Below are 26,873 nucleotides of genomic sequence, written 5' to 3'. Positions count from 1 at the left end.
CTTGCCAGCCCCTCACTCCGCAGCGACACCCCGACGTCGCTGCGACGCTGCATTACGTCCGCACTCACCTGCAACGACTCAGCGATCTACGGGACAGCCCCCCAAAAGTCACCCAATTCGACCTTCATCTGCCTAAGCGTGTGTCACTGTTACGACGTCAACTTCGCGCCTCGGCGCGCTTCTTCAGACGTATCTCAGTGGGGCATTCATCATGGGAAAAATGCATTTTTCTTATCTATTCGAAACACTGGAGGACAGTTATCCGTCTCCCAAGAAGTTCGAAGTCTGCCAACATAGCGACGGCGAGGGTCAGGGCGTGCGAACGCTGGTTCCGTTCATTCGGGGTCAGTTGGTCAGCCGCATCACGGGGCTGCTCAGTAGCCAGCGAAAGTTGCACACGTTGCAGGTGAACGAGACGACACATCTTTACGATCCGCACTTCTCCGGCATGCTGCTGCATTCCTGCTCTCCCTCGCTGATGGTGGACATGAAGCGTCTCGAGATTTTCGCTTTGCGCGACATCGAGGCCGGGGAGTTCCTCACGATGGACTATGCGTCCACCGAGGACGTGCTGGCACGGCAGTTCAAGTGCGAATGCGGTGCGGACGGTTGCCGCAAGTGGATTACCGGGTTCAGAGAACTTCCCAATCGCGAAGGAATGATGTACCTGGCCAAGGTCACCGCTAACAGGAAGACGCTTTCCGCCAAGTCATAGGGTGGCCTATATGCGTCACATCGAGACAGCGTCTATCGTTGGCGACCGCGGCATCTCGGACAACACGCGCGAAAAGGGCGTCGCACCGGCGATCCATTACAGCGCCGTTTTCGCTGCGTCGGACGAACAGGACTTCATCGAAATGTCGACGATGCCGCAGCACGCCGCGAATTACACGCGCTACGGCAATCCGGTACACGAGCGGGTCAAAGCGGTGATGGCCGCCCTTGAAGGCACGGAAACGGCGCTAGTGACCGGCTCCGGCATGGGGGCGTTGACTACGACGCTGCTCGCGCTGCTCAGCACCGGCGAACACGTGATCGCGCAGCGGCGACACTACATGAGCACCGCCAACCTGCTGGACAGCATATTGAAGCGATTTGGCGTCGAACTCTCGCTCGTCGACCAGACGGATACACGGGCCTTCGAGAAAGCGATTCGAAAGAATACGAAAGTCATCGTGCTCGAATCCCCCGCGAATCCATTGCTCGAATTGACGGATATCGCGCACGTCGCTCAAGTGGCGAAAATGCACGGCATTCTCACCGTCGCGGACAACACCTTCGCGTCGCCCGCGAATCAGCGGCCGCACGCGCTGGGCATCGATATCGTCGTACATAGCGCGACCAAGTATCTGGGTGGACATCACGACCTGACTGGCGGCGTCATCTGCACGAGTCACGCGCTGGCGGAGCGCATTTGGCACACGCATGTCACGGTCGGATCGGTGCTCTCCCCAATGGATGCGTGGCTGCTGCTGCGCGGTATTCGCACATTTGCGCTGCGAATGGCGCGTGTCAATCAGAACGCACTTTCACTGGCGCGCAGCCTCATCGAGCATCCGCGCGTTGGCGGCGTCAGATACCCGGGGCTGGATAGTCATCCGCAATTCGCGCTGGCCTGTCGACAAATGCAGGGATTCGGGGGCGTGCTGACATTTCGCGTCAAGGCTGGTGCCGATGCGGCCAGGCGCGTCGTCGCCAACCTGCGGATCGCCCAAATGGCCGGGAGTCTGGGGGGCGTGAATTCTCTGGCGATCCACGTCGCCACCATGTGGGGCGGAACGCGCATACGGGGTGCCGACGGTGATGACATCCCGGACGACCTGGTCCGCTACGCCATCGGCATCGAACACATCGACGATCTGACAGAGGACGTATTCCACGCGCTGGATAGCTCTGGATAGCGCCCCAGCGGGTTAAGAACACCAGCACAGCGCATAAAAAAAGCCCCCTTTTCAGGGGGCTTTCTCGCTCACTACGGTCGATGCTACGGCCTTCGGTCGTCTCATCGATTCGCAGCCGTCGCGTCGCTCAGACCGAGAACGAGGAACCGCAGCCACACGTCGTGGATGCGTTCGGGTTCTTGATCACGAACTGTGCGCCGTTGATGTCTTCCTTGTAGTCAATCTCGGCGCCGACGAGGTATTGATAGCTCATCGAGTCGATCAGCAACGATACGCCGTTCTTGTCGAGCACGGTATCGTCTTCGTTAACATCTTCGTCGAAGGTGAAACCATACTGGAAGCCCGAGCAACCGCCACCTTGCACGAAAACGCGCAGTTTCAGGTCCGGGTTGCCTTCTTCGTCGATCAGTTGCTTGACCTTGTCCGCAGCACTGTCGGTAAAGACCAGGAATGCGGGCATTTCCGTGACGGCGTCCTCAAGCAGTGCGCTCATCGCAAATCTCCATAAATCGGTTTGATGTCATTCTAGCCCTATTCCCCAAATCGTGCCGAACGCCGGAAAATCAAGCGCTTAGTGACGATAAATACCGTTACGGCAGTACGGGAATATGGGTCAGGCCCATGTTCTCCGGCAGGCCGAACATCAGGTTCATACACTGCACGCCCTGACCGGACGCGCCCTTGACCAGATTGTCTTCGACGACGAGGATCACCAGCGTATCTCCATCGTTCGGACGGTGCACGGCCATGCGCACGTAGTTCGACGCGCGCACCCAACGCGTTTCCGGCATCGAGCCGGCCGGCAGCACGTCCACGAACGGCTCACCGGCGTAATACGTTTCGAACAGCGCCTGGAAGTCGGTGTCGCGCGCTTCGGGCAGGATCGTCGCGTACAGCGTCGAATGGATGCCGCGAATCGTCGGCAACAGATGCGGCACGAACGTCAGACCCACGTCGTAACCGGCAATCGCCTCGAGACCCTGCTTGATTTCCGGGTGGTGGCGGTGACCTTTCACGCCATAAGCTTTGAAGTTGTCAGCCGTTTCCGCGAGGATGAGCGACGTTTCACCCTTACGACCCGCGCCGCTCGCGCCGGACTTGGCGTCGGCGATCAGATGCTTCGGGTCGACCAGCTTGCGGCCACCGGCGAACAGCGGCGCATAGCCCAGCTGCACGGACGTCGGATAGCAGCCCGGCAGGCCGATCACGCGCGCGCTCTTGATCTTGTCGCGGTTGATCTCGGGCAGGCCGTAGACGGCTTCTTCGAGGATGTCCGGGCACGAATGCGGCATGCCGTACCACTTTTCGAACGTGGCGGTGTCCTTCAGACGAAAATCCGCCGCCAGATCGATCACGCGCACCCCGGCGGCCAGCAACTCGCGCGCCTGCGCCATCGCCACGCCGTGCGGCGTCGCAAAGAACACCACATCGCAATCCGTCAGACGTGCGTCGTCAGGCGTGCAAAACGCCAGGTCGACACGGCCTCGCAGGTTCGGATACATATCGGCGACCGGCGTGCCCGCTTCCTTGCGCGAGGTAATCGCCGTCAACTTCACTTCCGGGTGCTGCGCCAGCAAACGGAGCAGCTCCACACCGGTATAGCCGGTGCCGCCTACGATACCTACCTTGACCATGTCCTACCCCTTTCAATCGGAACCGCGATTCTATCAAGCTTCGACGACACTTGTGGGACGGTAACGTCCCCGGCATCTCGCGCATCGCCAAAAGAAAAAAGGCCGCGCGAGGCGGCCTTTCCTTGCATCCACCGAAGCGGATGCCCACAAGCACTCGTGGCGATTAACGCTTCGAGAATTGCTTGCGACGGCGGGCTTTGTGGAAGCCAACCTTCTTACGTTCGACTTCACGGGCATCGCGCGTAACGAAGCCTGCGGTCGACAGCGTCGGCTTGAGCGTCGCGTCGTAGTCGATCAGTGCGCGGGTGATACCGTGACGAACCGCACCAGCCTGACCCGTTTCACCGCCGCCCGACACGTTGACTTTGATGTCGAACGTTTCGCCGTGGTTGGTCAGCTCGAGCGGCTGACGAACGATCATCAGCGACGTTTCACGAGCAAAGTACTCTTTGATCGGCTTGCCATTGACGATGATATCGCCCTTGCCAGCCTTGATGAACACACGAGCCACTGCGCTCTTGCGACGGCCGGTGCCGTAATTCCAATCGTTTTTGAACATGGCTGGCCCTTAGATCTCGAGCGACTTCGGTTGCTGCGCTTCGTGCGGATGGTTGCCGTCGGCGTACACCTTCAGCTTCTTGATCATCGCGTAGCCCAGCGGACCCTTCGGCAGCATGCCCTTCACGGCCTTCTCGAGCGCACGGCCCGGGAAGCGCTCTTGCATCTTGCCGAACGTGGTTTCGTAGATACCGCCCGGGTAACCGGTGTGACGGTAGTACTTCTTGTCAGTTTGCTTTGCGCCCGTAACTTTCAGCTTGGCAGCATTGACGATGATGATGTAGTCACCAGTATCAACGTGCGGCGTGAATTCAGGTTTGTGCTTGCCGCGCAGACGGCGTGCCACTTCGCTGGCGACACGGCCGAGGACTTTGTCCGTCGCGTCAATCACAAACCATTCGCGCGTCACCTCTGCCGGCTTAGCGGAAAACGTCTTCATGATCGATCCAAATAAAATGCGTTTGCCCCATTAACATCAACTTCCTGCTTGTCTGCCGGCCGCGTCCTGGCGACTCGAGGTCACATGGCGCAGTCCTGTGCTTGCAGGCTCTCCCTGATGCTTTTTCCGTGGGCATTTCCGGAAAAGCCGTTGATTATACAGAAAAATCACCCCGCCGGTAAACGACGTTTCCGGCAGCACAAAAAAAAACCCGAACCTCAATGGGTCCGGGTTAAATCCACCAAAGGAGGAGGGTGGAGGAGACACTTGCAGCGTTGCTGTGAAGCACAACAACCAATGGCTGCAGTGTAGCAAACGGTATGGTGCGATGCAAGAAAATTTATAGTGCGAAATGCGACACCACAATGCGAAACGCACGAGAAACAGGCGGCATCACTAAAAATCATTAAAAATCAGCTAGATAGAACATTTTCGCATCTTCCCTAGCGTCACTCTCTAGAGGGCAAAACCTAAATTTAGGGTTTATCCCCCTCAAAACCCGATCAAAAAAGCGCCAGTATTGCGATGCAACAACCTGAGGCGCGATTCGCGGTCACACAGGTTTGAGGCGGCGTCGTACGCAGGTTCTCGGAAGCCGCTACAATTTTCGCTTGAATGGGTTATCGGGGTTTCGAAATATGGAATGCAAGGTTAGCTGGATGGGCCCGGGCGGCATGTCCTTCGTCGCACAGACGGGTAGCGGACACATTGTCGCGATGGACGGCGCACCGGAAGGCGGCGGCAACAATCTCGCGCCGCGTCCGATGGAGATGGTGCTGGTCGGCACCGGCGGATGCACGGCGTACGATGTGGTGATGATCCTCAAGAAGAGCCGCGCGGACGTCAAAGATTGCAGCGTGACGCTCAAGGCCGAGCGTGCCAGCGAAGACCCCAAGGTCTTCACGAAGATCCACTTCCACTTCACCGTGACGGGCCGCAATCTGAACCCGAGCGCCGTGGAGCGTGCGGTGACGCTCTCGCACGACAAGTACTGCTCGGCGTCGATCATGCTCGCAAAGACGGCGGAGCTCACGCACAGCGTCGAGATCGTGGAAGGCTGACAGCAACGTTCGCCGACGGCGCAGCACACGCGGTGGCGGCAAGCGCTGAAACACAAAAGGCTCCCAAGGGGAGCCTTTCGCATTTTGTTGGGATGCAGAGCCAGCCGGTAAGCCGGATTCTGTGAACGCGACTCGCGCCGCGCCTGACAATCATTCCTCTAGGCGACGCATCACTGCGCCGCTCAAGCTTCCTACCCGCAGGCTCCCGGGGGCCCCGTTGCCGACACACGCACGAGGCGCATGCCGCTCACCTGCCTATTTGGAATTGCTCCGGGTGGAGGTTACCGTGCCGTGTGCGTTGCCGCACGCCGCGGTGCGCTCTTACCGCACCGTTTCACCCTTACCTGATCCCCTGACTTGCGCCAGAGGCCATCGGCGGTCTGTTCTCTGTTGCCCTGTTCCGCGTCTCGCGACGGATGGCCGTTAGCCATCACCCTGCCCTATGGAGTCCGGACTTTCCTCCCCCTCCCCGAAAGGAGGCGGCGATTGTCTGGCCGACTCTGCGGGCCGAAGTGTATCACGGGGTGCCATGTCGACGCTGCGCCCGCTCCCGGCGCCCGGGACGGAAAACGGACACGTCCCGATAAAACGCCGGATCATCGTTCGCGGGCCACCAGCCCGGGATACCTAGCACCGGCAGCGGCGAGAAATCACGCGTCGTGAGGGAGGCAGATGCCAGCGTCGGGGCGATCTGCGCGTCGAGCCAGTCGCGCCGTTGCGCGTCCGGCCATTCGAAGTAAGTCTGGGGAACGTCGACGATCCACGCGTGCGCGGTCACCGACTTGTAGGGCGTGACCAGCTTTTCCAGCAGGGCATGACCGAACGGCTGCACTTCGCAAGCTCGCCCCCAGTCGGCACGACGCGCCACGAACAACGTCTGCCAGTCGAACGCCCGCAACGCCGCACCAAGCGTGGCATCGCTGCAAGCGAAAACGACGGCGTTCTCGTCGAACAGCGTTGCGGCGTCGCGTGTCGCACCTCGGGTGGATTGCACACCGTCAACCGCAATGGCCGACGCCTGACGCGCATTGAGCGCCGCCTTGCCGCGCGGAAACGTCAGCCAGATAAGCGCATTGAAGAAGTCATGGAGATTCCGGCGGGTTGGCACGCCACCGGTAGACGCAATGAACGCCTCATAGGCGACACCGGCGGGCAGATCGTCCTGCGCGACGAAGTGAAGTGACCGTCCCTGCCCGCTGACCAGACCGGCGTTCGTGGCGAGCGACGACAGCGCATCGCGCCAGTCGTCGTCAGCCAGCGCCACCTGGCCTGGCACCACCACGACGTTAAACCAAGGCGCATGCCAGTCGATTTCCGGCAGTTCGGATGCCTCCACCGGCCCCACCGGCGTTAGCAAACTCGACGACACGCGCTCATGTATCAACATCATCGAAACGACAGCCAACCGCCGCCCGACCTCAGCCCTTGAACTTCCAGCCGATGACTTCACCACCACGCAGCGGCACGACGGTCTGATCGCCCATCGGCAGTTCCGCCGGAAGCGTCCAGTCTTCGCGCACCAGCGTGACCTTGTCTGCATTACGCGGCAGTTCGTAGAAGTCCGGGCCGTAGAAGCTCGCGAACGCCTCGAACTTATCGAGTGCGCCCGCCTTGTCGAACGCCTCGGCGTAAAGCTCCACGGCGTGCAGCGCCGTGTAGCAACCGGCGCAGCCACATGCGGCTTCCTTCACGCCACGGGCGTGCGGCGCGCTGTCGGTACCGAGGAAAAAGCGCGGGCTGCCCGATGTGGCGGCCTTCACGAGGGCTTCGCGATGCGTCTCGCGCTTGAGTACCGGCAGGCAGTAATAGTGCGGACGAATACCGCCGGTGAAGATGGCGTTGCGGTTGTAAAGCAGATGGTGCGGCGTGATCGTGGCGGCAATCGGGCCCTCGGCAGACGCAACGTATTCGGCGGCGTCCTGCGTCGTGATGTGCTCGAAAACGACTTTCAGTCCCGGAAAATCGCGACGTAGCGGCGACATCACCTTATCGATGAACACCTTTTCACGATCGAAGATGTCGATGTCCGAACTCGTCACTTCACCGTGCACGAGCAACGGCATGCCGACGTCCTGCATGGCTTCGAGCGCGCCGCGGCACTTGGCCAGATCGGTCACACCGGCGTCCGAATTCGTCGTTGCACCGGCCGGATAAAGCTTCACGCCGTGGACGAAGCCCGATGCCTTCGCGCGACGGATCTCCTCGGCCGGGGTGTTATCGGTGAGGTACAGCGTCATGAGCGGCTCGAACGTGTTGCCAGCCGGGCGTGCGGCGAGAATGCGCTCGCGATACGCGGCCGCGTGTTCGGTCGTGGTAACCGGCGGCTTCAGGTTCGGCATGATGATCGCGCGGCCGAACTGGCGGGCGCTGTCGGGCAGCACGCTCTTGAGCACGTCGCCATCGCGTACGTGCAAGTGCCAGTCATCGGGACGGGTGATAGTCAGTTCGGTGCTCATGGGCGTTTTCCGGGGGCAGGAGGGACGTCTAGCCCAATGCGACCGTAGCTGCGAAGTGCGAACGAGTGACGCGTCGACGCGACGGACCGCCTGGGCGGGAATGTACGTGCACAGAGGCCGGTGCTATGCTTCTGTAACCCCATATTGTAACGGTTGCGGCGCTCAGACACGACGTGCGCAGCCAATCATCGATTTGCCCGTCCCATGTGCCAACTGCTCGCAATGAATTGCGCGGAACCGACCGACATCACGTTCTCATTTACCGGTTTCGCGGCGCGTGGGGGCGGCACGGATCACCATGCCGACGGTTGGGGTATTGCGTTCTTCGAGGACAAGGCCTGCCGCCTGTTCATCGATCATCAGGCAGCGGCCAACTCGCCCATCGCCGAATTGGTCAAGAAGTACCCGATCAAGTCCAAGAACGTCATCGCCCACATCCGCAAGGCCACGCAAGGCATCGTCGAGCTGGAGAATTGCCATCCGTTCCAGCGCGAGCTTTGGGGACGCCACTGGATCTTCGCCCACAACGGCGATCTGCACGATTACGACCCGTTTCTCTCGGGCGTCTATCAACCGGTGGGGACGACGGACAGCGAGCGCGCCTTCTGCGACATCATGCAGGGCCTGCGCAAGCGCTTCCCCGGCTCGCAACCGCCGCTCGACGAACTGTTCCACGCGGTGGAAGACATCACGCGCACGATCACGCGCCACGGCGTGTTCAACTTCGTGCTCTCGAACGGTCAGGCCCTGATCGCGCACTGCTCGACCCGGCTGCATTTCATCGCCCGTCAGTGGCCGTTCACGAAGGCGCACCTGATCGACGCCGACTGGGAGATCGATTTCGCCAAGTTCACCACCCCGGCCGATCGCGTCGCGGTGATCGCGACGGCACCACTCACCGACAACGAAGTCTGGACAACGTTCGAGCCAGGCGAACTCATACTGTTCGAGAAAGGCGCGCCGACGCTGCGCACCGTGGTGCCGATTCCGGAAGCGGTCCGTCTGCGCAACGCGCAAAACACGGCCTGCCAGTGATCGAGTAACTGCGGGCGGCCCCGCAGCGAAGGGGGTCTCTCGCGTCGACGTCCATAAAAAAAGCGTGCCCGAAGGCACGCTTTTTTCATTCCTGCGCTGGCGGCGATCAGTGAAGGATCTTGGCCAGGAAGTCCTTGGCGCGGTCCGTCTTCGGATTCGCGAAGAACTCGTCCTTCTGGACGTCTTCCACGATGATGCCCTGATCCATGAAGATCACGCGGTTGGCGACCTTCTTGGCAAAGCCCATTTCGTGCGTGACCACCATCATGGTCATGCCTTCCTGGGCCAGTTCGACCATCACGTCGAGCACTTCGTTAATCATTTCCGGGTCGAGCGCCGAGGTCGGCTCGTCGAACAACATGGCGATCGGGTCCATGCACAGGGCACGGGCGATGGCCACACGCTGCTGCTGACCGCCCGAGAGCTGGCCCGGGAACTTGTGAGCGTGCGCCTTCAGGCCCACGCGCTCAAGCAGCTTGAGGCCCTTGTCGCGTGCCGCTTCCTTGCTGCGACCCAACACCTTGACCTGTGCGAGCGTCAGGTTTTCGGTGATCGACAGGTGCGGGAACAGTTCGAAGTGCTGGAACACCATGCCGACGCGCGAGCGCAGCTTGGCCAGATTCGTCTTCGGATCCGCGACCGACGTGCCATCGACGATGATCTCGCCTTGCTGGATCGGCTCCAGACCGTTGACGGTCTTGATGAGCGTGGACTTGCCCGAACCCGACGGGCCGCACACCACCACGACTTCACCCTTCTTGACTTCAGTGGAGCAGTCCGTGAGCACCTGGAACTGGCCGTACCACTTGGAGACGTTTTTAAGGGTAATCATTTCGCCAACCTCTTTTGAAGACGTTTAACCAACATCGAAACCGTGAAGCAGATCACAAAGTAGACCGCCCCGGCAAACACAATCATGGCGGGCAGCGTGCCGTCACGCTGACCGACCGAGTACGCCATGCCGAAGAAATCGGACAGGGCGATCGCGTACACGAGCGAGGTATCCTGGAACAGAATAATGCCCTGCGTGAGCAGCAACGGCACCATGTTGCGGAACGCCTGCGGCAGCACCACGAGGCCCATCGCCTGCCAGTACGACATGCCCAGCGCGAAAGCAGCGGACATCTGACCACGCGACACGCTCTGAATACCGGCGCGGATAATTTCCGAATAATACGCCGCTTCAAAAAGCGAGAAGGCCACGAGCGCCGAGACCATCCGGATATCCCACGTCGGCGGCACGTCGAGCAACGAACGCAGCACCTGCGGCACGATCAGGAAGAACCACAGCAGCACCATCAGCAGCGGAATCGAGCGGAACACGTTCACGTACAGATCCGCGAACCACTTGAGTGGCGCCACGCCCGACAGACGCATCATCGCGAGCAGCGTGCCCCAGATGATGCCGACGACCACGGCGAGCGCCGTGACCTGCAGCGTGGTGATCATGCCCTTGACGAGCAGAGGCCAAGCGTCGACGACACCGCCCCATGCGAAGATCTCGAACATTATTTGCCCCCGATGTAGCCCGGCAGGCGGGTCTTGGCTTCGATGAAGCGCATGAGCACCAGCACCGCGATGTTGATGATCATGTAAGCCACCGTGATAACGATGAACGACTCGTAGCTATGCGCCGTGTAGTCGATAAGCTGCTTGCCCTGGCCCGTCAGTTCGAGCAGGTTCACCGTCGAAATCACAGCCGAGTTCTTGAAGATGTTGACGAACTCCGACGTAATCGGCGGAATCACCACACGGAACGCGACCGGCAGCAACACGAAGCGGTAGGTCTGCGGGAGCGTCAGCCCCATCGCGAGACCGGCATTCTTCTGGCCCTTCGGTAGCGAATTGATACCGGAGCGCACCTGTTCGCAAACCCGAGCCGCCGTGAAGAGGCCCAGACCGATCACACCGGTGAGCAGCGAGACGTTAGCGGGATTGAGCGAGAACAGCCACTGGCGAACGGCTTCCGGCAGGAAGTCGGGGGCCACGTAATACCAGAAGAACAACTGCACGAGCAGCGGGATGTTCCGGAACAGTTCGACGTAAGCCGCTGCAAATCCGGAAATCCATTTGTTTGGAATGGTGCGCATCACCCCGAGCACGGAGCCGATGACGAGCGCGATGATCCAGCCGCCGAGGCCGACCTCAAGCGTGAGCTTGAGACCCGAGAGCACCCAACCGAAGTAAGTGCTGTCCTCACCGGTTGCGACCGGCTGGAAGAAAAAACTGAAATCGAGACCGAAAGCCATGATCTCCCCTCTTCTACTTGTCTTGCTTAAAAAGAAGCGGAAGGATTGACTCCTTCCGCTTCGGAATTACCGGCTTACGCCTGGCGAATCAGTGAGCCTGCTGGCTTACTTGGCGCCGTCGACATCGGCCTTGTCGTTCGGATTCTTCCACAGGGCGGCCATTTCAGCCGACGGTGCGAAGTCCATGTTCACACCACCCAGTGCCGGAATCGGCTGTTGGAACCACTTAGCGTAGTCCTTCTGTGCCTGACCCGACTTTTGATAGTCGGCGACAGCCTTGTCCACCACCTTCTTGAACGCCGGATCGTCCTTGCGCATCATGCAGCCATACGCTTCGTACGAAGCAGCCTTGCCGACGATGCTGTAGTCCTTGGCATCCTTGAACTTGGCACGTTCACCTGCGAGCAGTGCGTCATCCATCATGAACGCCACGGCACGACCCTGATGCAGCGTGATGGCGGCTTCGCCGTGGTCCTTCGCGCTGATGATGTTCATGCCCATGTTGTCTTTCTGGTTCATCTCGCGCAGCAGACGCTCAGACGTCGTGCCAGCCGTCGTGACAACGTTCTTGCCCTTCAGGTCCGCGAATTCCTTCACGCCCGACGTGTTCTTCGTCAGCAGACGCGTGCCGATGATGAAGAACGTGTTCGAGAAGGCAGCCTGCTTTTGACGGTCGGCGTTGTTCGTGGTCGAACCGCACTCGATGTCGATCGTGCCGTTCTGAACCAGCGGAATGCGGTTCTGCGACGTGATCGGCGTCTGCTTGACGTCCAGCTTCGCCAGCTTCAGGTCTTTCTTGACTTCAGCAACGATCGCCTGAGCGACGTCGTTGGCATAACCGACAACATTGTGGTTGTTGTCATAGAACGAGAACGGAATCGACGATTCGCGGTTTCCCAGCGAAATGACGCCTGTGTCCTTGATCTTCTTGAGGGTACCGGCTTCCTGAGCCTGAGCAGCACCTGCCATCAGGCCAACACAGCACATCGCCAACGCAATTTTCGAGAGGGTCATTCCTTGGTCTCCTTGGCAAAAACCAGTGCATTTTAGCACTGCAATTACCGATTTTTTTATTCTCGATTGTTCGGAACGAGCGTCTTTTTTGACGTAACTCGCCCCGAACGTTCCTTTTTACGCACGAATGCGTACTACTACTTAGCCGGACTATACCCTATCGATCAGGGGTACAGACCGCGCATTTCACGCGCTTGCAGAATACGGCTACACGCGACGATGAATGCGGCTGTACGCAGCGAAACCTGGTGCTCCTGCGCGACGTGCCACACGCCGTCGAATGCCTCGCGCATGATGCGCTCCAGACGCTGGTTGATTTCTTCTTCCGTCCAGAAGAAGCTCGAGAAGTCCTGGACCCATTCGAAGTACGACACAGTCACGCCGCCAGCGTTGGCGACCACGTCCGGCACCACAAGAATGTTCTTGCTACGCAGGATGTCGTCCGCAGCCGTCGTGGTCGGGCCGTTAGCGCCTTCCACCACGACCTTGGCGCGGATCTGGTCGGCGTTCTTCTCTGTGATCTGGTTTTCCAGCGCGGCCGGGATCAGGAATTCGCAGTCGAGCGACCAGAATTCCTCGTCCTTCATGGTTTCCGCGGCCGGGAAGCCACCCACGCCGCCGGTCTCGGCCACGTGCTTGAGCAGGTTCGGCACATCGAGGCCGTCCGACTTGTAAATCGTGCCGGTGTGATCTTGCACGCCGATGACATGCGCGCCGGCTTCATGGAACAGACGGGCGGCGATACCGCCCACGTTGCCGAAGCCCTGCACGATCACACGCGCACCGCGCACGTCCATGCCCAGGCGGCGGGCTGCTTCGCAGCTCACCACAAACACGCCACGGCCGGTCGCTTCGCGGCGGCCCAGCGAGCCACCCAGCGAAATCGGCTTGCCGGTCACGACGCCGGTGGCGGTGGAACCCTCGTTCATCGAGTAGGTGTCCATCATCCACGCCATGATCTGCTCATTGGTGTTGACGTCCGGTGCCGGAATGTCCTTCGTCGGCCCGATGATGATGTTGATTTCGCTGGTGTAGCGACGCGTCAGACGCTCCAGCTCGCCGCGCGAAAGCTTGCGCGGGTCCACGCGGATACCGCCCTTGGCGCCGCCGTAGGGCACGTTCACCGCCGCATTCTTGACCGACATCCAGGCCGACAGGGCCATGACTTCGGACAGCGTCACGTCCTGGTGGAAACGCACGCCGCCCTTACCGGGGCCGCGCGAGGTGTTGTGCTGAACGCGATATCCCTCGAAGTGGGCGATGGTGCCGTTGTCGAGTTCGATCGGGCAGTCGACCACGAGAATACGCTTCGGGCGCTTGAGGGTTTCGACCCAGCGCGAGAGCGAACCGAGGTAGGGGGTAACGCGGTCGACTTGTTGGAGGTAGTTACCCCACGGACCGAGGTGTTCGGCGTCGAGGTAAGAGGGCAAGGCATGTGACGTTTGAGACATCGTTGGATTCTCCGGCTTCAATCTGCACCGCCGGCACACACCGCGCCAGCGACACGAATGGCTGGCACTTTACAAAGAACCCCGATTAACAATCCAATGCCGAATAAACATGCATCTATGCATTTCCTGCATAGATGTGAGCATCCCCTCATTTTGCCGGTACGTCAGGCAAATCGCCGTGATCGCACGTCAACGGGGACGTCCTTACCGGATGCGAATAGCCTTTCTCGCGGCGTAGCCCTACTCCATATCCGGTCTATTGATGATGCCTATCCGACGGGGTTCCGCAGCCATTTGAGAGGCGTGAGACTTAGCCTTTGACCTGATCCCGAACGGCCTGCCAGAAGGCTTCGACGACGTCGCGCTTGGCGCGCTCGCGGCGGTTGCTCGCGTCCGTATGGGCGAGCCGATCGCGATACAGACGAATTTCCATGTCCAGATGCCAGGGCGTTGTGGTTTTGCCCGGCGGCGCGAGGTCGATCAGTTCGCCGCGCGCCACCGAGTCGACCACCGCGCTCTCGGGCAGGAACGCCACGCCGTGTCCGGCGAGCACCATCGCTTTGAGCGCTTCCGCCATGTCCGTTTCGTAGACCTTGTCCAGATGCGGACGGCTAGACACGTCCCCTACGAGCAGATCGGCCATCCGGCCGAGGTAGGCGTTCGACGTATAAGCCAGATACGGCACCGGCGCTTCGGGGGTTCCGGGCAACTTGAAACGGGCACGCTTTTGCGCGGCCGGGGCGCTGTACGGACTGAAGCGCTCACTGCCGAGCACGATCATCTCGTAGCGCGCCGAGTCGAGCTGCAGTGGCTGGCTCGGGTGGTAGTAGCACATCAGAAGATCGCAGCCGCCATCGGTGAGCGACATGGCCGCATCGTGCACGTTGAGCGCACGCAGACGGCTGCGCAGCAAGCCCTGACGCTTCTCCAGCAGCTTGAGCCAGCGCGGGAAGAACGTCATGGAGAGCGTGTGGGGGACGGCGAAGTCGATCACCGAATGGTCGGCGGAGCGTTGTTCGCGCAGCAACGCGCGGGCTTCCTGCGCCTGCGCAAGCAACGTTAGCGCCTGCTCGTAGAAGACCTCGCCGGCGGGCGTGAGGCGCGTCGGATAGCTGGAACGGTCGATGAGTTCGCTGCCCAGCCACGCTTCGAGCGACTGGATACGCCGCGAGAACGCGGGCTGCGTCACGTGACGCAATTCCGCCGAGCGGCTGAAACTGTTCGTCTTGGCGAGGGACACGAAGTCCTCGAGCCACTTGATTTCCATGCGGTACTCCCGCGCAGGCGATGTCAGTGCGCCAGTCTACTCAATCGGCTGCCGGGATGACAGACCCGTGCCCGTCATCCCCACGCCGAATTGCGCACAATCGCGCTCAGGACACCACCGTGGCGAAGTGCGATGCCTCGGCATCCCCTTCCCCGCCGCGACGCTGCTGCTGCAACGCCCACATTTGTGCGTAGAGGCCTTCGGCGTGCAGCAACTGATCGTGCGTACCGCGCTCCACGATGCGTCCCTTGTCGAGCACGATGATTTGCGCCGCATGCACCACCGTCGAGAGACGGTGCGCGATGACGAGCGTCGTCCGCTCGCGTGCGATGTTGCGCAACTCCGTCTGAATCGCCTGTTCCGAGCGCGAATCGAGTGCCGACGTCGCCTCGTCGAAAATCAGAATATGCGGATTCTTGAGGATGGTCCGCGCAATCGCCACGCGCTGTTTTTCGCCGCCGGAGAGCTTGAGTCCGCGCTCACCGACCATCGACTCATAACCGGCGGGCAGACTTTCGATGAAGTCGTGAATATGCGCCGCGCGCGCCGCGGCAATCACCTGCTCGCGCGATGCGGACGGATTGCCGTACGCGATGTTGTAGTAGATCGTGTCGTTGAACAGCACCGTATCCTGCGGCACGATGCCGATGGCGGCGCGCAGCGAATCCTGAGTGACGTTACGAATGTCCTGGCCGTCGATGGAAATGCGTCCGCCGTCGAGTCCCGGGAAGCCTACGTCGTAGAAGCGGAACAGCAGACGCGAGAGCGTCGATTTGCCCGAGCCACTGTGGCCGACGACGGCCGTGGTCGTGCCCGCCGCAATGGTGAAATCGACGTCGTGCAGAATCTGGCGCGCCGGCTCGTAGCCGAAGTTCACGTGTTCGAATCGCACAGTGCCGCCATTGCATACCAGCGGTTGCGCGCCCGGCGGATCGGCCACTTCGCGATTCACGTCGAGCAGCGTGAACATGCGATCCATGTCGGTCATCGCCTGCTTGAGCTCACGATAGATCACGCCGAGGAAATTCAGCGGAATGTAGAGCTGCAACATGAACGTGTTGACGAGCACGAGATCGCCGAGCGTCATGCGTCCGCTCATGACGCCCTGCGTGGCATGCCACAGAATCAGAATCAACCCGCTGGCGATGATCACCTGCTGGCCGAAATTCAGCACCGACAGCGAGTTCTGCGAACGGATGGCGGCCGCGCGATAACGCTTCAGGTTCTCGTCGTAGCGCTGCGTCTCGAAGGCTTCATTGCCGAAGTACTTCACCGTCTCGTAGTTGATGAGCGAATCGATGGCACGGGCGTTGGCCTTCGAATCGAGTTCGTTCATCGTGCGGCGAAAGTGTGTGCGCCACTCCGTGACCTTCACCGTGAAGGCGATGTAGAACACGAGCGCTACGAGCGTGACGATGGCGTAGAACGCCTCGTAGCGCACGACGAAGAAGCCGAGTACCAGCGCGACTTCGATGAGCGTGGGCAGAATGCTGTAGAGCGAGTACGAGATCATCGACTGGATGCCTCGTGTGCCCCGCTCGATGTCGCGGCTCATGCCACCCGTCTGCCGCTCCAGATGGAAGCGCAGCGACAGGGCGTGCAGATGCCGGAACACCTTGAGCGCGATCTGACGCACGGCGCTTTCCGTCACCTTCGAGAACAGAATTTCGCGCAGCTCGGTGAAGAGCGACGTCGACAGGCGCACCACACCGTAGGCGATCACCAGAATGCCAAGGCCGCCCACGACGATCAGGCTCGGATCGTTCGTGGCGCGCGCCGTGGCTGAGAGCGACGCCACCGGGCCGAGGGCGTCGACGATGTGCTTCATGATGACCGGCACGCCGAGGTTGGCGACCTTCGCCAGGATCAGGCACGACAGCGCCAGCGTGACGCGGCCGCGAAACTCCATCAGATAGGGAATCAGGGATTTGATGACCTGCCAGTCGCCGCGCGCCGGTTTGGCGGCATTGGGCTTGCCGGAAGCCGCCGGCGCGGGCTCGGCCGGAGTAAAACGTCTCATGGTGGGGTGGGGCGGCGTCCGGCTCGGGAGAGGGCTTTCCGCTAGAATCGTCGATGACGTATTTTCGCAGAACCCGGCGACGTGCGCTGAACCCCGCCAAATCGACGCCGGCCGGCTTTCCCGCTCTAGCAAGGAACCTCATGAGTACCCCGACCCCTGCCCTCACGGCCCTGCCCGAAGAAAAAGAACTGGCGTTGCGCGTGATGCCGATGCCCGCCGACGCCAACGCCCATGGCGACGTCTTCGGCGGCTGGATCATGTCTCAGGTCGACATCGCCGGCTCGATCCCCGCCGCACAACGCGCCAACGGCCGTGTGGCAACCATCGCCGTCAATTCGTTCCTGTTCAAGGAGCCGGTCTTCGTCGGCGACTTGCTCAGCTTCTACGCCACCATCGTCAAAACGGGCAACACGTCGATTACCGTCTATGTCGAGGCGTACGCCCAGCGCATGCGCCTGTCGCACGAGATCGTCAAAGTGACCGAGGCCATGGTGACGTACGTGGCGACCGACGAAGACCGCCGCCCGCGCCCGCTGCCGAAGCTCGAAGCCGTCAGTTGACGTAATTGACTCTGGGGGACGGTAGCCCTGCGCGGCCGTCCGACAGGTGTCAGACGCAAAAAAACGCCGCACCCCTCGCGAATCGGGGCCTGCGGCGTTTGTCTTTTCAACGGACGGACAGACGGTCCGAAAGCGGCTGAATTTACGAAATCTTCGTGAAATCCGGTTTGCGCTTCTCGAAGAAGGCCGTGAACGCTTCACGGGCCTCGGGCGACAGCAAGCGCTTGGCGAACTCAACACCTTCCTCGCCAATGCGTGCCTGTACGTCGCTTGCGCCGTCAGCCTTCATCAGTTGCTTGGTCACGCGCAGCGACCCGGCAGGCATGGCGGCCAGTTGCGCGGCACGCTTTGCAGCGAACTCTGCCAGTTCGGCCGCAGGCACGATCCGGTTGACGAAGCCCATGGCGACCGCTTCGTTCACGTCGAACGGCTCACCGAAAAGCAGCTTCTCGGCGGCGCGGTGATAGCCCGACACACGTGGCAGCAGCCAGCTCGACGCCGCTTCAGGGCACAGTGCCAGTTGCGAGAACGGCAGCGCGAAGCGGGCCGAATCGGCCGCGTAGACGACGTCACAGTGCAGCAGCATCGTCGTACCCACGCCGACGGCATTGCCCGCCACGGCCGCCACGATCGGCTTGGTCGCCTGACTGATCGCACGCAGGAACTGGAACACGGGCGCGCTCTCGTCCTTCGGCGGATTTTTCAGGAAATCTTCGAGGTCGTTGCCCGCCGAGAAGGCTTCGGGCTGGCCCTGAATCAGAATCACGCGCAGCGAGGCGTCGTCTTCGGCTTCGTTGATCCCGTCCGCGAGCGCCTGATACATGTCGGCGGTGATCGCGTTTTTCTTCTGAACGCGGTTGAGCGTGAGCACCTGCACCGCGCCCTGACGCTGCACCAATACGTCTTCCATCGTGTGTGTCTCCTCGGTGTCTCAATAGCGACAGATGACGACGCCGGGGGCAGCCACGCATTCGCGAAACCGCACCCCGGCGTCCTGAGCCGTCGTCAATCGTAGTGTCTGGCGTGCCGCCCATGCACGGGCGGCGTCTGCCTTACATGCGCTCGATGATGCCCGCCGCGCCCATACCGGTGCCCACGCACATCGTCACCATGCCGTACTTCAGGTTGTGACGGCGCAGCGCGTGCACCACGGTTGCAGCACGAATCGCGCCGGTCGCGCCCAGCGGGTGACCCAGCGCAATCGCGCCACCCATCGGGTTGACCTTGCTGGTGTCGAGGTCCAGATCCTTGATGACGGCGAGCGCCTGCGCAGCGAACGCTTCGTTCAGCTCGATCCAGTCCATGTCCTGCTGGCTCAGCCCTGCAGCACGAAGCGCCGCCGGAATCGCTTCCTTCGGCCCGATGCCCATGATCTCGGGCGGCACGCCGCGCACGGCGAACGACACGAAACGCGCGAGCGGCGTGAGGTTGAATTGCTTGAGGATCTTTTCGCTCACGACGAGCAGCGCACCGGCGCCGTCCGACGTCTGCGAACTGTTACCGGCCGTCACCGACCCCTTGTTCGCGAACACGGGACGCAGCTTGCCCAGCCCTTCGATGGACGTATCGGGACGCGGACCTTCGTCGAGCGAGAGCGTACGCGTCTTGACCGACACTTCGCCCGTCGCCAGATTCGGGAAACGCTCGACGATCTCGATCGGCGTGATCTCGTTGGTGAACTCACCGGCCTGCTGTGCCTTGATGGCCTTCTGATGCGACGCCAGCGCAAAGGCGTCCTGCGCTTCGCGGGTCACGCCCCACTGCTGCGCGACCTTCTCCGCCGTCAGCCCCATGCCGTAGGCGATGCCCACGTTCTCATCGCGCTCAAAGATCGATGGCGAGAGCGACGGTGTGTTGCCCATCATCGGCACCATGCTCATGCTTTCGATGCCGCCGGCGATCATGGCGTCGGCTTCGCCCACACGAATGCGGTCGGCCGCCATCGCCAGTGCGGTCAGGCCCGAGGCGCAGAAACGGTTGACGGTGACGCCGCCGACCGTGTTCGGCAGTCCCGAGAGCAGCGCACCGATACGCGCCACGTTCAGGCCCTGCTGGGCTTCGGGGATGGCGCAGCCGATGATCGCGTCCTCGATGACCTTCGGATCGAGATCCGGCACCTGAGCGAGCGTGCTTTTGAGGATGGTCGCGAGCAGATCGTCCGGACGCGTGTTCTTGTAGCTGCCCTTGGGTGCCTTGCCGATCGGCGCACGCGTGGCGGCAACGATATAGGCGTCTTGCAGTTGTTTGCTCATGTCAGTCTCCGGTCGGCTTAGTTGCGCACCGGCTTGCCGGTCTGCAGCATGCCCATGATGCGTTCCTGGGTCTTCGACGTGCCTAGCAGTTCGATGAAGGCGCGACGCTCAAGCGCCAGCAGCCATTCTTCGTTCACGAGGCTGCCCGCTTCGACGTCGCCACCGCACACGGCTTCGGCAATGCGCGAGGCAATCAGGAAATCGTGCGCCGAGATGAAGTTGCCGTCGCGCATGTTCACGAGCGACGCCTTGATCGTCGACACGCCCGAGCGGCCTGCCACCGGAATACCTGCCGGTTTGAGCGGCGGACGATACCCGGCAACCGACAGCGCGCGCGCTTCGTTGCGGGCGACCGACAGCAGTTCGTGCACGTTGTAGACAATGGTGTCCGACGGCTTGAGATAGCCCATGTCGCGAGCGTCGAGCGCAGAGGCCGAGACCTTCGCCATCGCGGCGTTGGTGAACGACTTCGTCACGAATTGCAGATACTGGACGCTACCGGCGGCGGTGGCCGCTTCGGCCGCGCGGATCGCCGCTTCCTTCAGGCCGCCGCCGCCCGGCACGAGGCCGACGCCGACTTCCACGAGACCGATGTAGCTCTCCAGCGCCGCCACGCGTTTGGCGCTATGCAGCAGCAGTTCGCAGCCACCGCCCAGCGCAATGCCGGACACGGCCGAGACGACCGGCACCTGCGCGTACTTCACACGCATCATGCCGTCCTGGAACTTCTTGATGAAAGGTTCGATACCCTTGGCGCCACCCATCATGAAGGCGGGCATGGCGGCTTCCAGATCGGCACCTGCCGAGAACGGACCGCCCGGCGCGCCGAGCTTGAGCGACGTCGGCTGCCACACGACCACGCCGCGGTACTGCTGCTCGGCCAGATCGATAGCGCGGGTCAGGCCGTCGATGACGTCAGGCCCGATGGTGTTCATCTTCGTCTTGAACGAGACGATCAGCACGTCGTCCTGGCCCGGGGTTTCGTCGACCCACAGACGCACGGCGTCGGTCTCTTCGATGGTCTTGCCGAACTTGCGCGGATCGGCGCTGGCCTCACCCACAAGCGATGCAGGGAACACCTGACGCTGATATACCGGCAGCGTGCTGCGCGGCACGAAGGCGTCCTTCGCCGGGTTGTACGAGCCCTGCGCGGTGTGAACGCCACCGGCTTCGGCCACCTTACCGCCCGTCACCCACTTGGGCAGCGGGGCGTTCGACAGGGCCTTGCCCGCGTCGATATCTTCCTGCACCCACTGGGCGATGTCCTTCCAGCCCGCCGCTTGCCAGTCCTCGAACGGACCCGTGGTCCAGCCGAAGCCCCAGCGAATCGCGAAGTCGACTTCACGTGCGTTGTCGGCGATCTGCTCCAGATACACGCCGATGTAATGGAAAACGTCGCGGAACACGGCCCACAGGAACTGTGCCTGCGGGTTGGTCGATTCACGCAGCAGGCGCAGACGCTCCGCCGGCGCCTTCTTCAGAATGCGCGCTACCATTTCGTCGGCCTTCTTGCCCGACTCGACGTACTCACCCGTTTGCGGGTCGAGTACCTTGATGACCTTGCCTTCCTTCTTGTAAAAGCCCGCACCCGTCTTCTGACCCAGTGCGCCCTTCTCCACCAGTGCTTTGAGCACGGGCGGCGTGGCGTACGTCGGGGCAAACGGATCGTCCTTCAGGCCGTCCTGCATCGTCTTGATGACGTGCGCCATCGTGTCCAGCCCGACCACGTCGGCGGTACGGAACGTGGCCGACTTGGCGCGACCGAGCTTGCTGCCCGTCAGATCGTCGACGACGTCGAACGGAATGCCGAACTTCTGCGCCTCAGCGAACACCGCCAGAATCGAGAAGACACCGACACGGTTCGCGATGAAGTTCGGCGTGTCCTTCGCACGCACGACACCCTTGCCGAGCGTGGACGTGAGGAACGTTTCGAGCTGATCGAGGATTTCCGGCGCGGTCGTTGCGGTCGGGATCAATTCGACCAGATGCATGTAACGCGGCGGGTTGAAGAAGTGCACGCCGCAGAAGCGCGCCTTCAGATCGGCGTCGAAACCTTCCGAGAGTTCGGTGATCGACAGGCCTGACGTGTTCGACGCGAAAATCGCGTGCTTGGCCAGATGCGGCGAGACCTTCTTGTACAGGTCGTGTTTCCAGTCCATGCGCTCGGCGATCGCTTCGATCACCACGTCGCAACCGGCGAGCTTTTCGAGGTCGTCCTCGTAGTTCGCGGCTTCGATGTATTGTGCGTCGGCTTTGTCGGCGAACGGCGCAGGGCTCAGCTTCTTCAGGCTCTCGATGGCGCGCGTGACGACGCCATTCTTCGGGCCTTCCTTGGCGGGCAGATCGAACAGTACGACGGGCACTTTCGCGTTGACGAGGTGCGCGGCAATCTGCGCACCCATCACGCCGGCGCCGAGCACGGCGACCTTGCGTACGACCAGGGGTTTGTTGGTTTGGCTCACGGTGATCTCCTCCGCTCTCAGAACAGGTCGACGTCGACTTCCATCAGCGTCTTCGCGCCGGCACGGGCCATGCGAATTTGCGACGCGGTCTCCGGCAGCAACTTGGCGAAGTAGAAGCGCGCCGTGGCGAGCTTCGATTCGTAGAACTTGTCGCCGCTGCCTTGCTTGTCCAGTGCAATACGTGCCATGCGCGCCCAGAAATACGCGAAGACCAGATGGCCGACCACGCGCTGATACGGCACAGACGCCGCACCCACTTCGTCCGGATTGGCCATCGCCTTCATGCCGATTTCCATCGTCAGCTTCTGGACCTTGTCACCGATATCCGCGAGCGGATTGATGAACTCCTGCATCTCTTCCTTCGTGCCTTCGGCTTCCACGAAGTCCGACACGAGCTTGCCGAACTTCTTGAGCTTCGCGCCCATGTCGCCAAGCACCTTGCGGCCGAGCAGGTCGAGCGCCTGAATCGAGTTGGTACCTTCGTAGATCATGTTGATACGCGCATCGCGCACGTATTGCTCCATGCCCCACTCGGAGATGAACCCGTGACCGCCGTAGATCTGCATGGCGTGGTTCGTACACTCGAAAGCGTTGTCCGTCAGGAATGCCTTGATGATCGGCGTGAGCAGCGCGACGAGGTCGGCCGCTTCCTTACGCTCGGCTTCGTCGCCGTGCGACAGTTCCTTGTCGATGTGCAGCGCGGTCCAGTACGAGAAAGCGCGACCGCCTTCCACATAGGCCTTTTGCGTGAGCAGCATGCGACGCACGTCCGGGTGCACGATGATCGGATCAGCGGGCTTGTCCGGTGCCTTCGGACCGGTGAGCGAGCGCATCTGGATGCGTTCCTTCGCGTACACCAGCGAGTTCTGATAAGCGACTTCGGTCAGGCCCATGCCCTGCATGCCAACGCCCTGACGTGCCGCGTTCATCATCACGAACATGGCGTTCAGGCCCTTGTTCGGTTCGCCGACGAGCCAGCCCTTCGCGCCGTCGAGGTTCATCACGCACGTGGCGTTGCCGTGAATGCCCATCTTGTGTTCGATGGAGCCGCACTTGATGCCGTTGCGCTCGCCCGGTGCGCCGTTCGCATCGGGGATGAACTTCGGCACGACGAACAGCGAGATGCCCTTCGTTCCCGGCGGCGCATCCGGCAAACGTGCCAGCACGAGGTGAACGATGTTGGCGGCCATGTCATGCTCGCCCGCCGAGATGAAGATCTTGGTGCCGGAGATGGCGTACGAACCGTCGCCGTTCGGCTCGGCCTTCGTGCGCAGCATGCCCAGGTCGGTGCCGCAGTGCGGCTCGGTCAGGCACATCGTGCCCGTCCATTCGCCCGACACGATCTTCGGCAGATAGGTGGCTTGTTGTTCGGGGGTGCCATGGGCGTGCAGACACTCGTAAGCGCCGTGCGACAGGCCGGGATACATCGTCCACGCCTGGTTGGCCGAGTTGAGCATTTCGTACAGGGCGTTGTTCACGACCTGCGGCAGTCCCTGACCGCCGAACTCCGGATCGCACGCCAGTGACGGCCAGCCGGCTTCGACATATTGCTGATAGGCCGCCTTGAAGCCCGTGGGAGTGGTGACGACGCCGTCGCCTTCGTATTTGCAGCCTTCGCGATCGCCCACTTGATTCAGCGGGAAGACGACTTCGCTACAGAACTTGCCGGCTTCTTCGAGCACCTGATTGATGGTGTCGGCATCGATGTCCGCGTGCTTCGGCATCGCCTTCAATTCGTTTTCTACGCCCAGCAGTTCGTGCATCACGAATTGCATGTCGCGCAGCGGCGCGTTGTACTGTCCCATGACCTACTCCTCCGAACAAATCGAATCGAATCGCGGACGGCTCGCGCCTCACCCGCGCTGATAAGACGAAATCAGTTTTTCCAGTGCCACCCGGGTCATGTCGACGGCGCCGGGGTCCCGAAGGAAGCGCGCGTCGTGATGCAGGCCGAGTGTCAGGCTGTACATTTCAAAGAGCATCAGGCGCGGATCGGTGTCCGGGCGCAGATGTCCCTCCTCCTTCGCTTGCGTAATCGCGCGCAGCAGGGCGGACCGCCACAACTGCACGCTCTTCACCAAGGCTTCGCGCACCGGACTGGCCGCGCGATCGTCATACTCGACAGCGCCGCTGATATAGATGCAGCCCGTCGTCACTTCGCGAATCCGCTTGTCCATCCAGCGATCCACCAGCGCTCTGAGTCGCGGCAGGCCGCGCGGCGCGTCCATGCTGGGAGCGAACACTTCCTCATCGAAGCGCCGGTGGTATTCCATCAGCACTTCGATCTGCAAATCCTCACGCGACCCGAAGTGCGCGAAGACGCCGCTCTTGCTCATTTGCATACGATCGGCCAGCAAGCCGATCGTCAGCCCCTCAAGCCCGTCGCGCCCCGCCAGTTCAAGCGCGGCATTCAGGATCGCGGCACGTGTCTGTTCACCCTTTCGCATATGTTTTGCATCGCTTTGGTTATCCGTTCTTCGATGCTAACCAAAAAATCGAACGGCCGTCCTATTATTGGGAAACGTCCATGGGGTAACAAGGAATTTATTAGACCGGAATACCTAATCGGCATTGGGCCTGGACCCCGGCCCGGCGGGCGCGGGCAGGCGGTTGGGGAGGGGCAGACGCCGCTCAGTCGTACTTGCCGCGCGTGAGCAGTTTCATCGCCAGGCGATAGAGCCGGTAGGCCATCCACTGACGAAAGCGCCGCCAACGCGAGCGTTCGCCGTAACGCTCCGGGTCGATCAGACGCGCCTCCCCGAACGCACGGCGGATATGGTCGCGCAGCTCGATGACAACGGGATCGTCAAGCACTACGACATTGGCTTCGTGATTCAGAAACAGGGACAACGCATCGAGATTCGACGAACCGACCGTCGCCCAGACATCGTCCACCACCGCCACCTTGCCGTGCAACTGACGCATGTCGTACTCACCGATGCGCACCCCGGCGTCGAGCAGCTTGGCGTACAGCCACGGCACCGCCGTGTCCAGCAGGCGAAACTCCTTGCGACCGATGAGCAGATGGACGGACACGCCGCGTCTGGCGGCCTGCGTGAGGGCCCGTCGCAGACGGCGTCCCGGGACGAAGTACGGATTGGCGAGCCAGACCTCGTTACGCGCCCGGCCCAGCGCCATCAGATAGGCCTTCTCGACCGCGCGACGATTGTGGAGGTTGTCCCGCGCGACGAAGGCGGCCTGACCGGCATAGGGCGCGTGCAAACGCCCGCGCAAGCCCCGGCGACGGTGACGAAACGGCGTACCGAGATACCCCGGAGCAAGACGCTGCCACTGAAGGTGAAACGCCGCGACAATCTCGGCGACGATGGGTCCCCGGCACTGCACCGCGAAGTCCCAGCGCGGGTCGTCCATGCGCGTGCCGCCGCCTCCGCCACCACCGTTGTAGTCGTCGATGATGTTGATGCCGCCTACGAACGCCACCGTGTGGTCAACGATAGCGATCTTGCGATGCGTGCGCGAGAAACCAAACTTGCCGAAGAGTTGCGGGTTGTAAATGCGATGCGCCACCCCGTTCTCACGCCACGCGTCGAAGAACGGCAGGCGTCGGCTGGTGCCGATGCCATCCGTGATCACCCGCACTTTGACCCCCCGTTGCGCCGCCCGCTGTAGCGCGGCGCTGACATTCTCCCCGGCGTTGTCGGCTTCGAAGATGTACGTCTCGAGCGCCACGTCGTGCTCGGCGCGGTCGATGGCGTCGATGAGGGCGGTGAAGTAGTTCGCGCCGAGATAGAGCAGTGCCAGTTCGTTGTCGCGAGAGAACGGCAGATATTTGCTCATCGGCTGGGCGGGCGGACGATGGGCACGCAGGGCATGGGGCGGACGATCAGCGCACGCGCAACGGCAACTGCCGGATGGCGTCGCCGTTCGAGGGGGAGAAGCAACGCTCGGCGGCCGCTTCCCACGGCAACCAGACATAGTCGACGTGCTCGCGCGGCGAGAGCGTCACGACCGTGTTTTCCGGGACGCACAGGCCGAACCAGTGTTCCGTGTTGCGCGTGATGCCCGGCGCGTAGCGATGCGCCCAGCGCGGGTAGATGTTGTACTGAATCTCGTGATGCCAGTCGGTCAGCGCCGCATAGGGCACGGGTGTGCCGTCTGCCACGCGAATCCCCGTTTCTTCGAAGACTTCGCGTGCTGCGGTCTCGACCAGCGGCTCGTCGAGCTGATCCTTGCTGCCGGTGACGGACTGCCAGAAATTCTCCGCATCGGCACGCTCGATGAGCAGAACGTCGAGCGCCGGCGTGTAGATCACGACCAGCACGGATTCGGGAATCTTGAAGGGTTTCATGCAGGCAACGGGGTTCAGGCAGCGATGATGCATTGTATAGGGCCTGCGCGACGTTGCGGTGCACGGATCCCGAGCATCACGCGTGCGCATCGCCCGAATTGCCGACATTGCCACATCGCGCACGCCAGAAAACAAATCTATGGTCACCCCCGTTTTTGCAAGACTGATTTGATGCAGTGTTTGGCTTGCCTAAATCTATCCGGCG

General features: G+C 61.6%; 25 protein-coding genes and 1 other RNA gene. 5 read left to right on the top strand and 21 right to left on the bottom strand.

Annotated elements, in window-relative coordinates; translation table 11 throughout:
• Positions 1-211 precede the first annotated feature (211 nt).
• Positions 212-715 (top strand): SET domain-containing protein-lysine N-methyltransferase, encoded by a 504-nt coding sequence (locus PAN31117_RS19815; RefSeq protein ID WP_150739706.1) that lies wholly within the window; start codon positions 212-214, stop codon positions 713-715.
• A 10-nt stretch (positions 716-725) separates the two neighbouring features.
• Positions 726-1,901: a trans-sulfuration enzyme family protein gene (locus PAN31117_RS19810; RefSeq protein ID WP_150739705.1), complete on the top strand. Its 1,176-nt coding sequence runs from the start codon at positions 726-728 to the stop codon at positions 1,899-1,901.
• Between the two features lie 127 nt (positions 1,902-2,028).
• Here the strand turns inward: PAN31117_RS19810 and erpA are convergent, their stop codons facing one another.
• The 4 genes from erpA to rplM all read right to left on the bottom strand — a co-directional run bounded on the left by erpA (position 2,029) and on the right by rplM (position 4,532).
• The gene (gene erpA / locus PAN31117_RS19805; protein WP_039396169.1) at positions 2,029-2,394 is read right to left on the bottom strand and encodes an iron-sulfur cluster insertion protein ErpA; all 366 of its coding nucleotides are present in this window, start codon (positions 2,392-2,394) and stop codon (positions 2,029-2,031) included.
• A 97-nt stretch (positions 2,395-2,491) separates the two neighbouring features.
• The gene (gene argC / locus PAN31117_RS19800; RefSeq protein WP_039396165.1) at positions 2,492-3,535 is read right to left on the bottom strand and encodes an N-acetyl-gamma-glutamyl-phosphate reductase; all 1,044 of its coding nucleotides are present in this window, start codon (positions 3,533-3,535) and stop codon (positions 2,492-2,494) included.
• Positions 3,536-3,698: 163 nt separating this feature from the next.
• Entirely contained in the window at positions 3,699-4,094 is a 396-nt protein-coding gene (rpsI, locus tag PAN31117_RS19795; protein ID WP_039396162.1) for a 30S ribosomal protein S9, read from the bottom strand.
• 9 nt (positions 4,095-4,103) lie between these two features.
• A complete protein-coding gene (gene rplM / locus PAN31117_RS19790; RefSeq protein WP_010805091.1) occupies positions 4,104-4,532 on the bottom strand; it encodes a 50S ribosomal protein L13 in 429 nt (142 codons plus the stop codon).
• A 638-nt stretch (positions 4,533-5,170) separates the two neighbouring features.
• Between rplM and PAN31117_RS19785 the strand changes: the two genes are divergently transcribed.
• On the top strand, positions 5,171-5,593 hold the full coding sequence (locus PAN31117_RS19785; protein ID WP_039396159.1) for an OsmC family protein: 423 nt from the start codon (positions 5,171-5,173) through the stop codon (positions 5,591-5,593).
• 92 nt (positions 5,594-5,685) lie between these two features.
• On the opposite strand, the gene rnpB is transcribed toward PAN31117_RS19785, so the two are convergent.
• The 3 genes from rnpB to pyrC form a co-directional block, all read right to left on the bottom strand.
• Positions 5,686-6,095: RNase P RNA component class A (gene rnpB, locus PAN31117_RS19780), an RNA gene on the bottom strand.
• 15 nt (positions 6,096-6,110) lie between these two features.
• Positions 6,111-6,983 (bottom strand): DUF3025 domain-containing protein, encoded by an 873-nt coding sequence (locus tag PAN31117_RS19775; protein ID WP_150739704.1) that lies wholly within the window; start codon positions 6,981-6,983, stop codon positions 6,111-6,113.
• 28 nt (positions 6,984-7,011) lie between these two features.
• The gene (gene pyrC, locus PAN31117_RS19770; RefSeq protein ID WP_046290882.1) at positions 7,012-8,049 is read right to left on the bottom strand and encodes a dihydroorotase; all 1,038 of its coding nucleotides are present in this window, start codon (positions 8,047-8,049) and stop codon (positions 7,012-7,014) included.
• Positions 8,050-8,253: 204 nt separating this feature from the next.
• On the opposite strand from pyrC, the gene PAN31117_RS19765 reads away from it, so the two are divergent.
• Positions 8,254-9,084 (top strand): class II glutamine amidotransferase, encoded by an 831-nt coding sequence (locus PAN31117_RS19765; protein ID WP_039396153.1) that lies wholly within the window; start codon positions 8,254-8,256, stop codon positions 9,082-9,084.
• A gap of 106 nt (positions 9,085-9,190) precedes the next feature.
• Here the strand turns inward: PAN31117_RS19765 and PAN31117_RS19760 are convergent, their stop codons facing one another.
• The 7 genes from PAN31117_RS19760 to PAN31117_RS19730 all read right to left on the bottom strand — a co-directional run bounded on the left by PAN31117_RS19760 (position 9,191) and on the right by PAN31117_RS19730 (position 17,085).
• Positions 9,191-9,916, bottom strand: coding sequence for an amino acid ABC transporter ATP-binding protein (locus PAN31117_RS19760; RefSeq protein ID WP_150739703.1), 726 nt, complete (start codon positions 9,914-9,916; stop codon positions 9,191-9,193).
• Positions 9,913-10,593, bottom strand: a complete 681-nt coding sequence (gene gltK / locus PAN31117_RS19755) for a glutamate/aspartate ABC transporter permease GltK (protein WP_039396146.1) — start codon at positions 10,591-10,593, stop codon at positions 9,913-9,915. The genes PAN31117_RS19760 and gltK overlap by 4 nt, the downstream gene beginning before the upstream one ends.
• On the bottom strand, positions 10,593-11,333 hold the full coding sequence (locus PAN31117_RS19750) for an amino acid ABC transporter permease (protein ID WP_039396143.1): 741 nt from the start codon (positions 11,331-11,333) through the stop codon (positions 10,593-10,595). The genes gltK and PAN31117_RS19750 overlap by 1 nt, the downstream gene beginning before the upstream one ends.
• Positions 11,334-11,438: 105 nt before the next feature.
• The gene (locus tag PAN31117_RS19745; protein WP_150739702.1) at positions 11,439-12,347 is read right to left on the bottom strand and encodes a glutamate/aspartate ABC transporter substrate-binding protein; all 909 of its coding nucleotides are present in this window, start codon (positions 12,345-12,347) and stop codon (positions 11,439-11,441) included.
• Positions 12,348-12,511: 164 nt separating this feature from the next.
• On the bottom strand, positions 12,512-13,798 hold the full coding sequence (locus PAN31117_RS19740) for a Glu/Leu/Phe/Val family dehydrogenase (RefSeq protein WP_039396137.1): 1,287 nt from the start codon (positions 13,796-13,798) through the stop codon (positions 12,512-12,514).
• A 310-nt stretch (positions 13,799-14,108) separates the two neighbouring features.
• The gene (locus PAN31117_RS19735) at positions 14,109-15,065 is read right to left on the bottom strand and encodes a LysR family transcriptional regulator (protein WP_150739701.1); all 957 of its coding nucleotides are present in this window, start codon (positions 15,063-15,065) and stop codon (positions 14,109-14,111) included.
• Positions 15,066-15,171: 106 nt separating this feature from the next.
• Complete coding sequence (locus PAN31117_RS19730) at positions 15,172-17,085, bottom strand: ABCB family ABC transporter ATP-binding protein/permease (RefSeq protein WP_150739700.1); 1,914 nt, start codon at positions 17,083-17,085, stop codon at positions 15,172-15,174.
• Between the two features lie 140 nt (positions 17,086-17,225).
• On the opposite strand from PAN31117_RS19730, the gene PAN31117_RS19725 reads away from it, so the two are divergent.
• Entirely contained in the window at positions 17,226-17,645 is a 420-nt protein-coding gene (locus PAN31117_RS19725; RefSeq protein ID WP_039396128.1) for an acyl-CoA thioesterase, read from the top strand.
• 142 nt (positions 17,646-17,787) lie between these two features.
• Here the strand turns inward: PAN31117_RS19725 and PAN31117_RS19720 are convergent, their stop codons facing one another.
• The 7 genes from PAN31117_RS19720 to nudB all read right to left on the bottom strand — a co-directional run bounded on the left by PAN31117_RS19720 (position 17,788) and on the right by nudB (position 26,668).
• Positions 17,788-18,555: an enoyl-CoA hydratase gene (locus PAN31117_RS19720; RefSeq protein WP_039396125.1), complete on the bottom strand. Its 768-nt coding sequence runs from the start codon at positions 18,553-18,555 to the stop codon at positions 17,788-17,790.
• 142 nt (positions 18,556-18,697) lie between these two features.
• A complete protein-coding gene (locus PAN31117_RS19715; protein ID WP_046290873.1) occupies positions 18,698-19,897 on the bottom strand; it encodes an acetyl-CoA C-acyltransferase in 1,200 nt (399 codons plus the stop codon).
• A gap of 17 nt (positions 19,898-19,914) precedes the next feature.
• On the bottom strand, positions 19,915-22,359 hold the full coding sequence (locus PAN31117_RS19710) for a 3-hydroxyacyl-CoA dehydrogenase/enoyl-CoA hydratase family protein (protein ID WP_150665575.1): 2,445 nt from the start codon (positions 22,357-22,359) through the stop codon (positions 19,915-19,917).
• Positions 22,360-22,376: 17 nt separating this feature from the next.
• Complete coding sequence (locus PAN31117_RS19705; protein ID WP_150739699.1) at positions 22,377-24,164, bottom strand: acyl-CoA dehydrogenase C-terminal domain-containing protein; 1,788 nt, start codon at positions 24,162-24,164, stop codon at positions 22,377-22,379.
• Positions 24,165-24,212: 48 nt separating this feature from the next.
• Positions 24,213-24,806 carry a TetR/AcrR family transcriptional regulator gene (locus PAN31117_RS19700; RefSeq protein WP_150739698.1) on the bottom strand — a complete coding sequence of 198 codons (594 nt, stop codon included), beginning with the start codon at positions 24,804-24,806 and terminating at the stop codon, positions 24,213-24,215.
• 184 nt (positions 24,807-24,990) lie between these two features.
• Entirely contained in the window at positions 24,991-26,157 is a 1,167-nt protein-coding gene (gene clsB, locus PAN31117_RS19695) for a cardiolipin synthase ClsB (protein WP_150739697.1), read from the bottom strand.
• 46 nt (positions 26,158-26,203) lie between these two features.
• The gene (gene nudB / locus PAN31117_RS19690; RefSeq protein ID WP_150739696.1) at positions 26,204-26,668 is read right to left on the bottom strand and encodes a dihydroneopterin triphosphate diphosphatase; all 465 of its coding nucleotides are present in this window, start codon (positions 26,666-26,668) and stop codon (positions 26,204-26,206) included.
• Positions 26,669-26,873: the final 205 nt, after the last annotated feature.

The organism is Pandoraea anapnoica (assembly GCF_902459765.1).
GTDB lineage: Bacteria > Pseudomonadota > Gammaproteobacteria > Burkholderiales > Burkholderiaceae > Pandoraea > Pandoraea anapnoica.
This window is presented reverse-complemented; position numbering and strand designations above follow the sequence as displayed.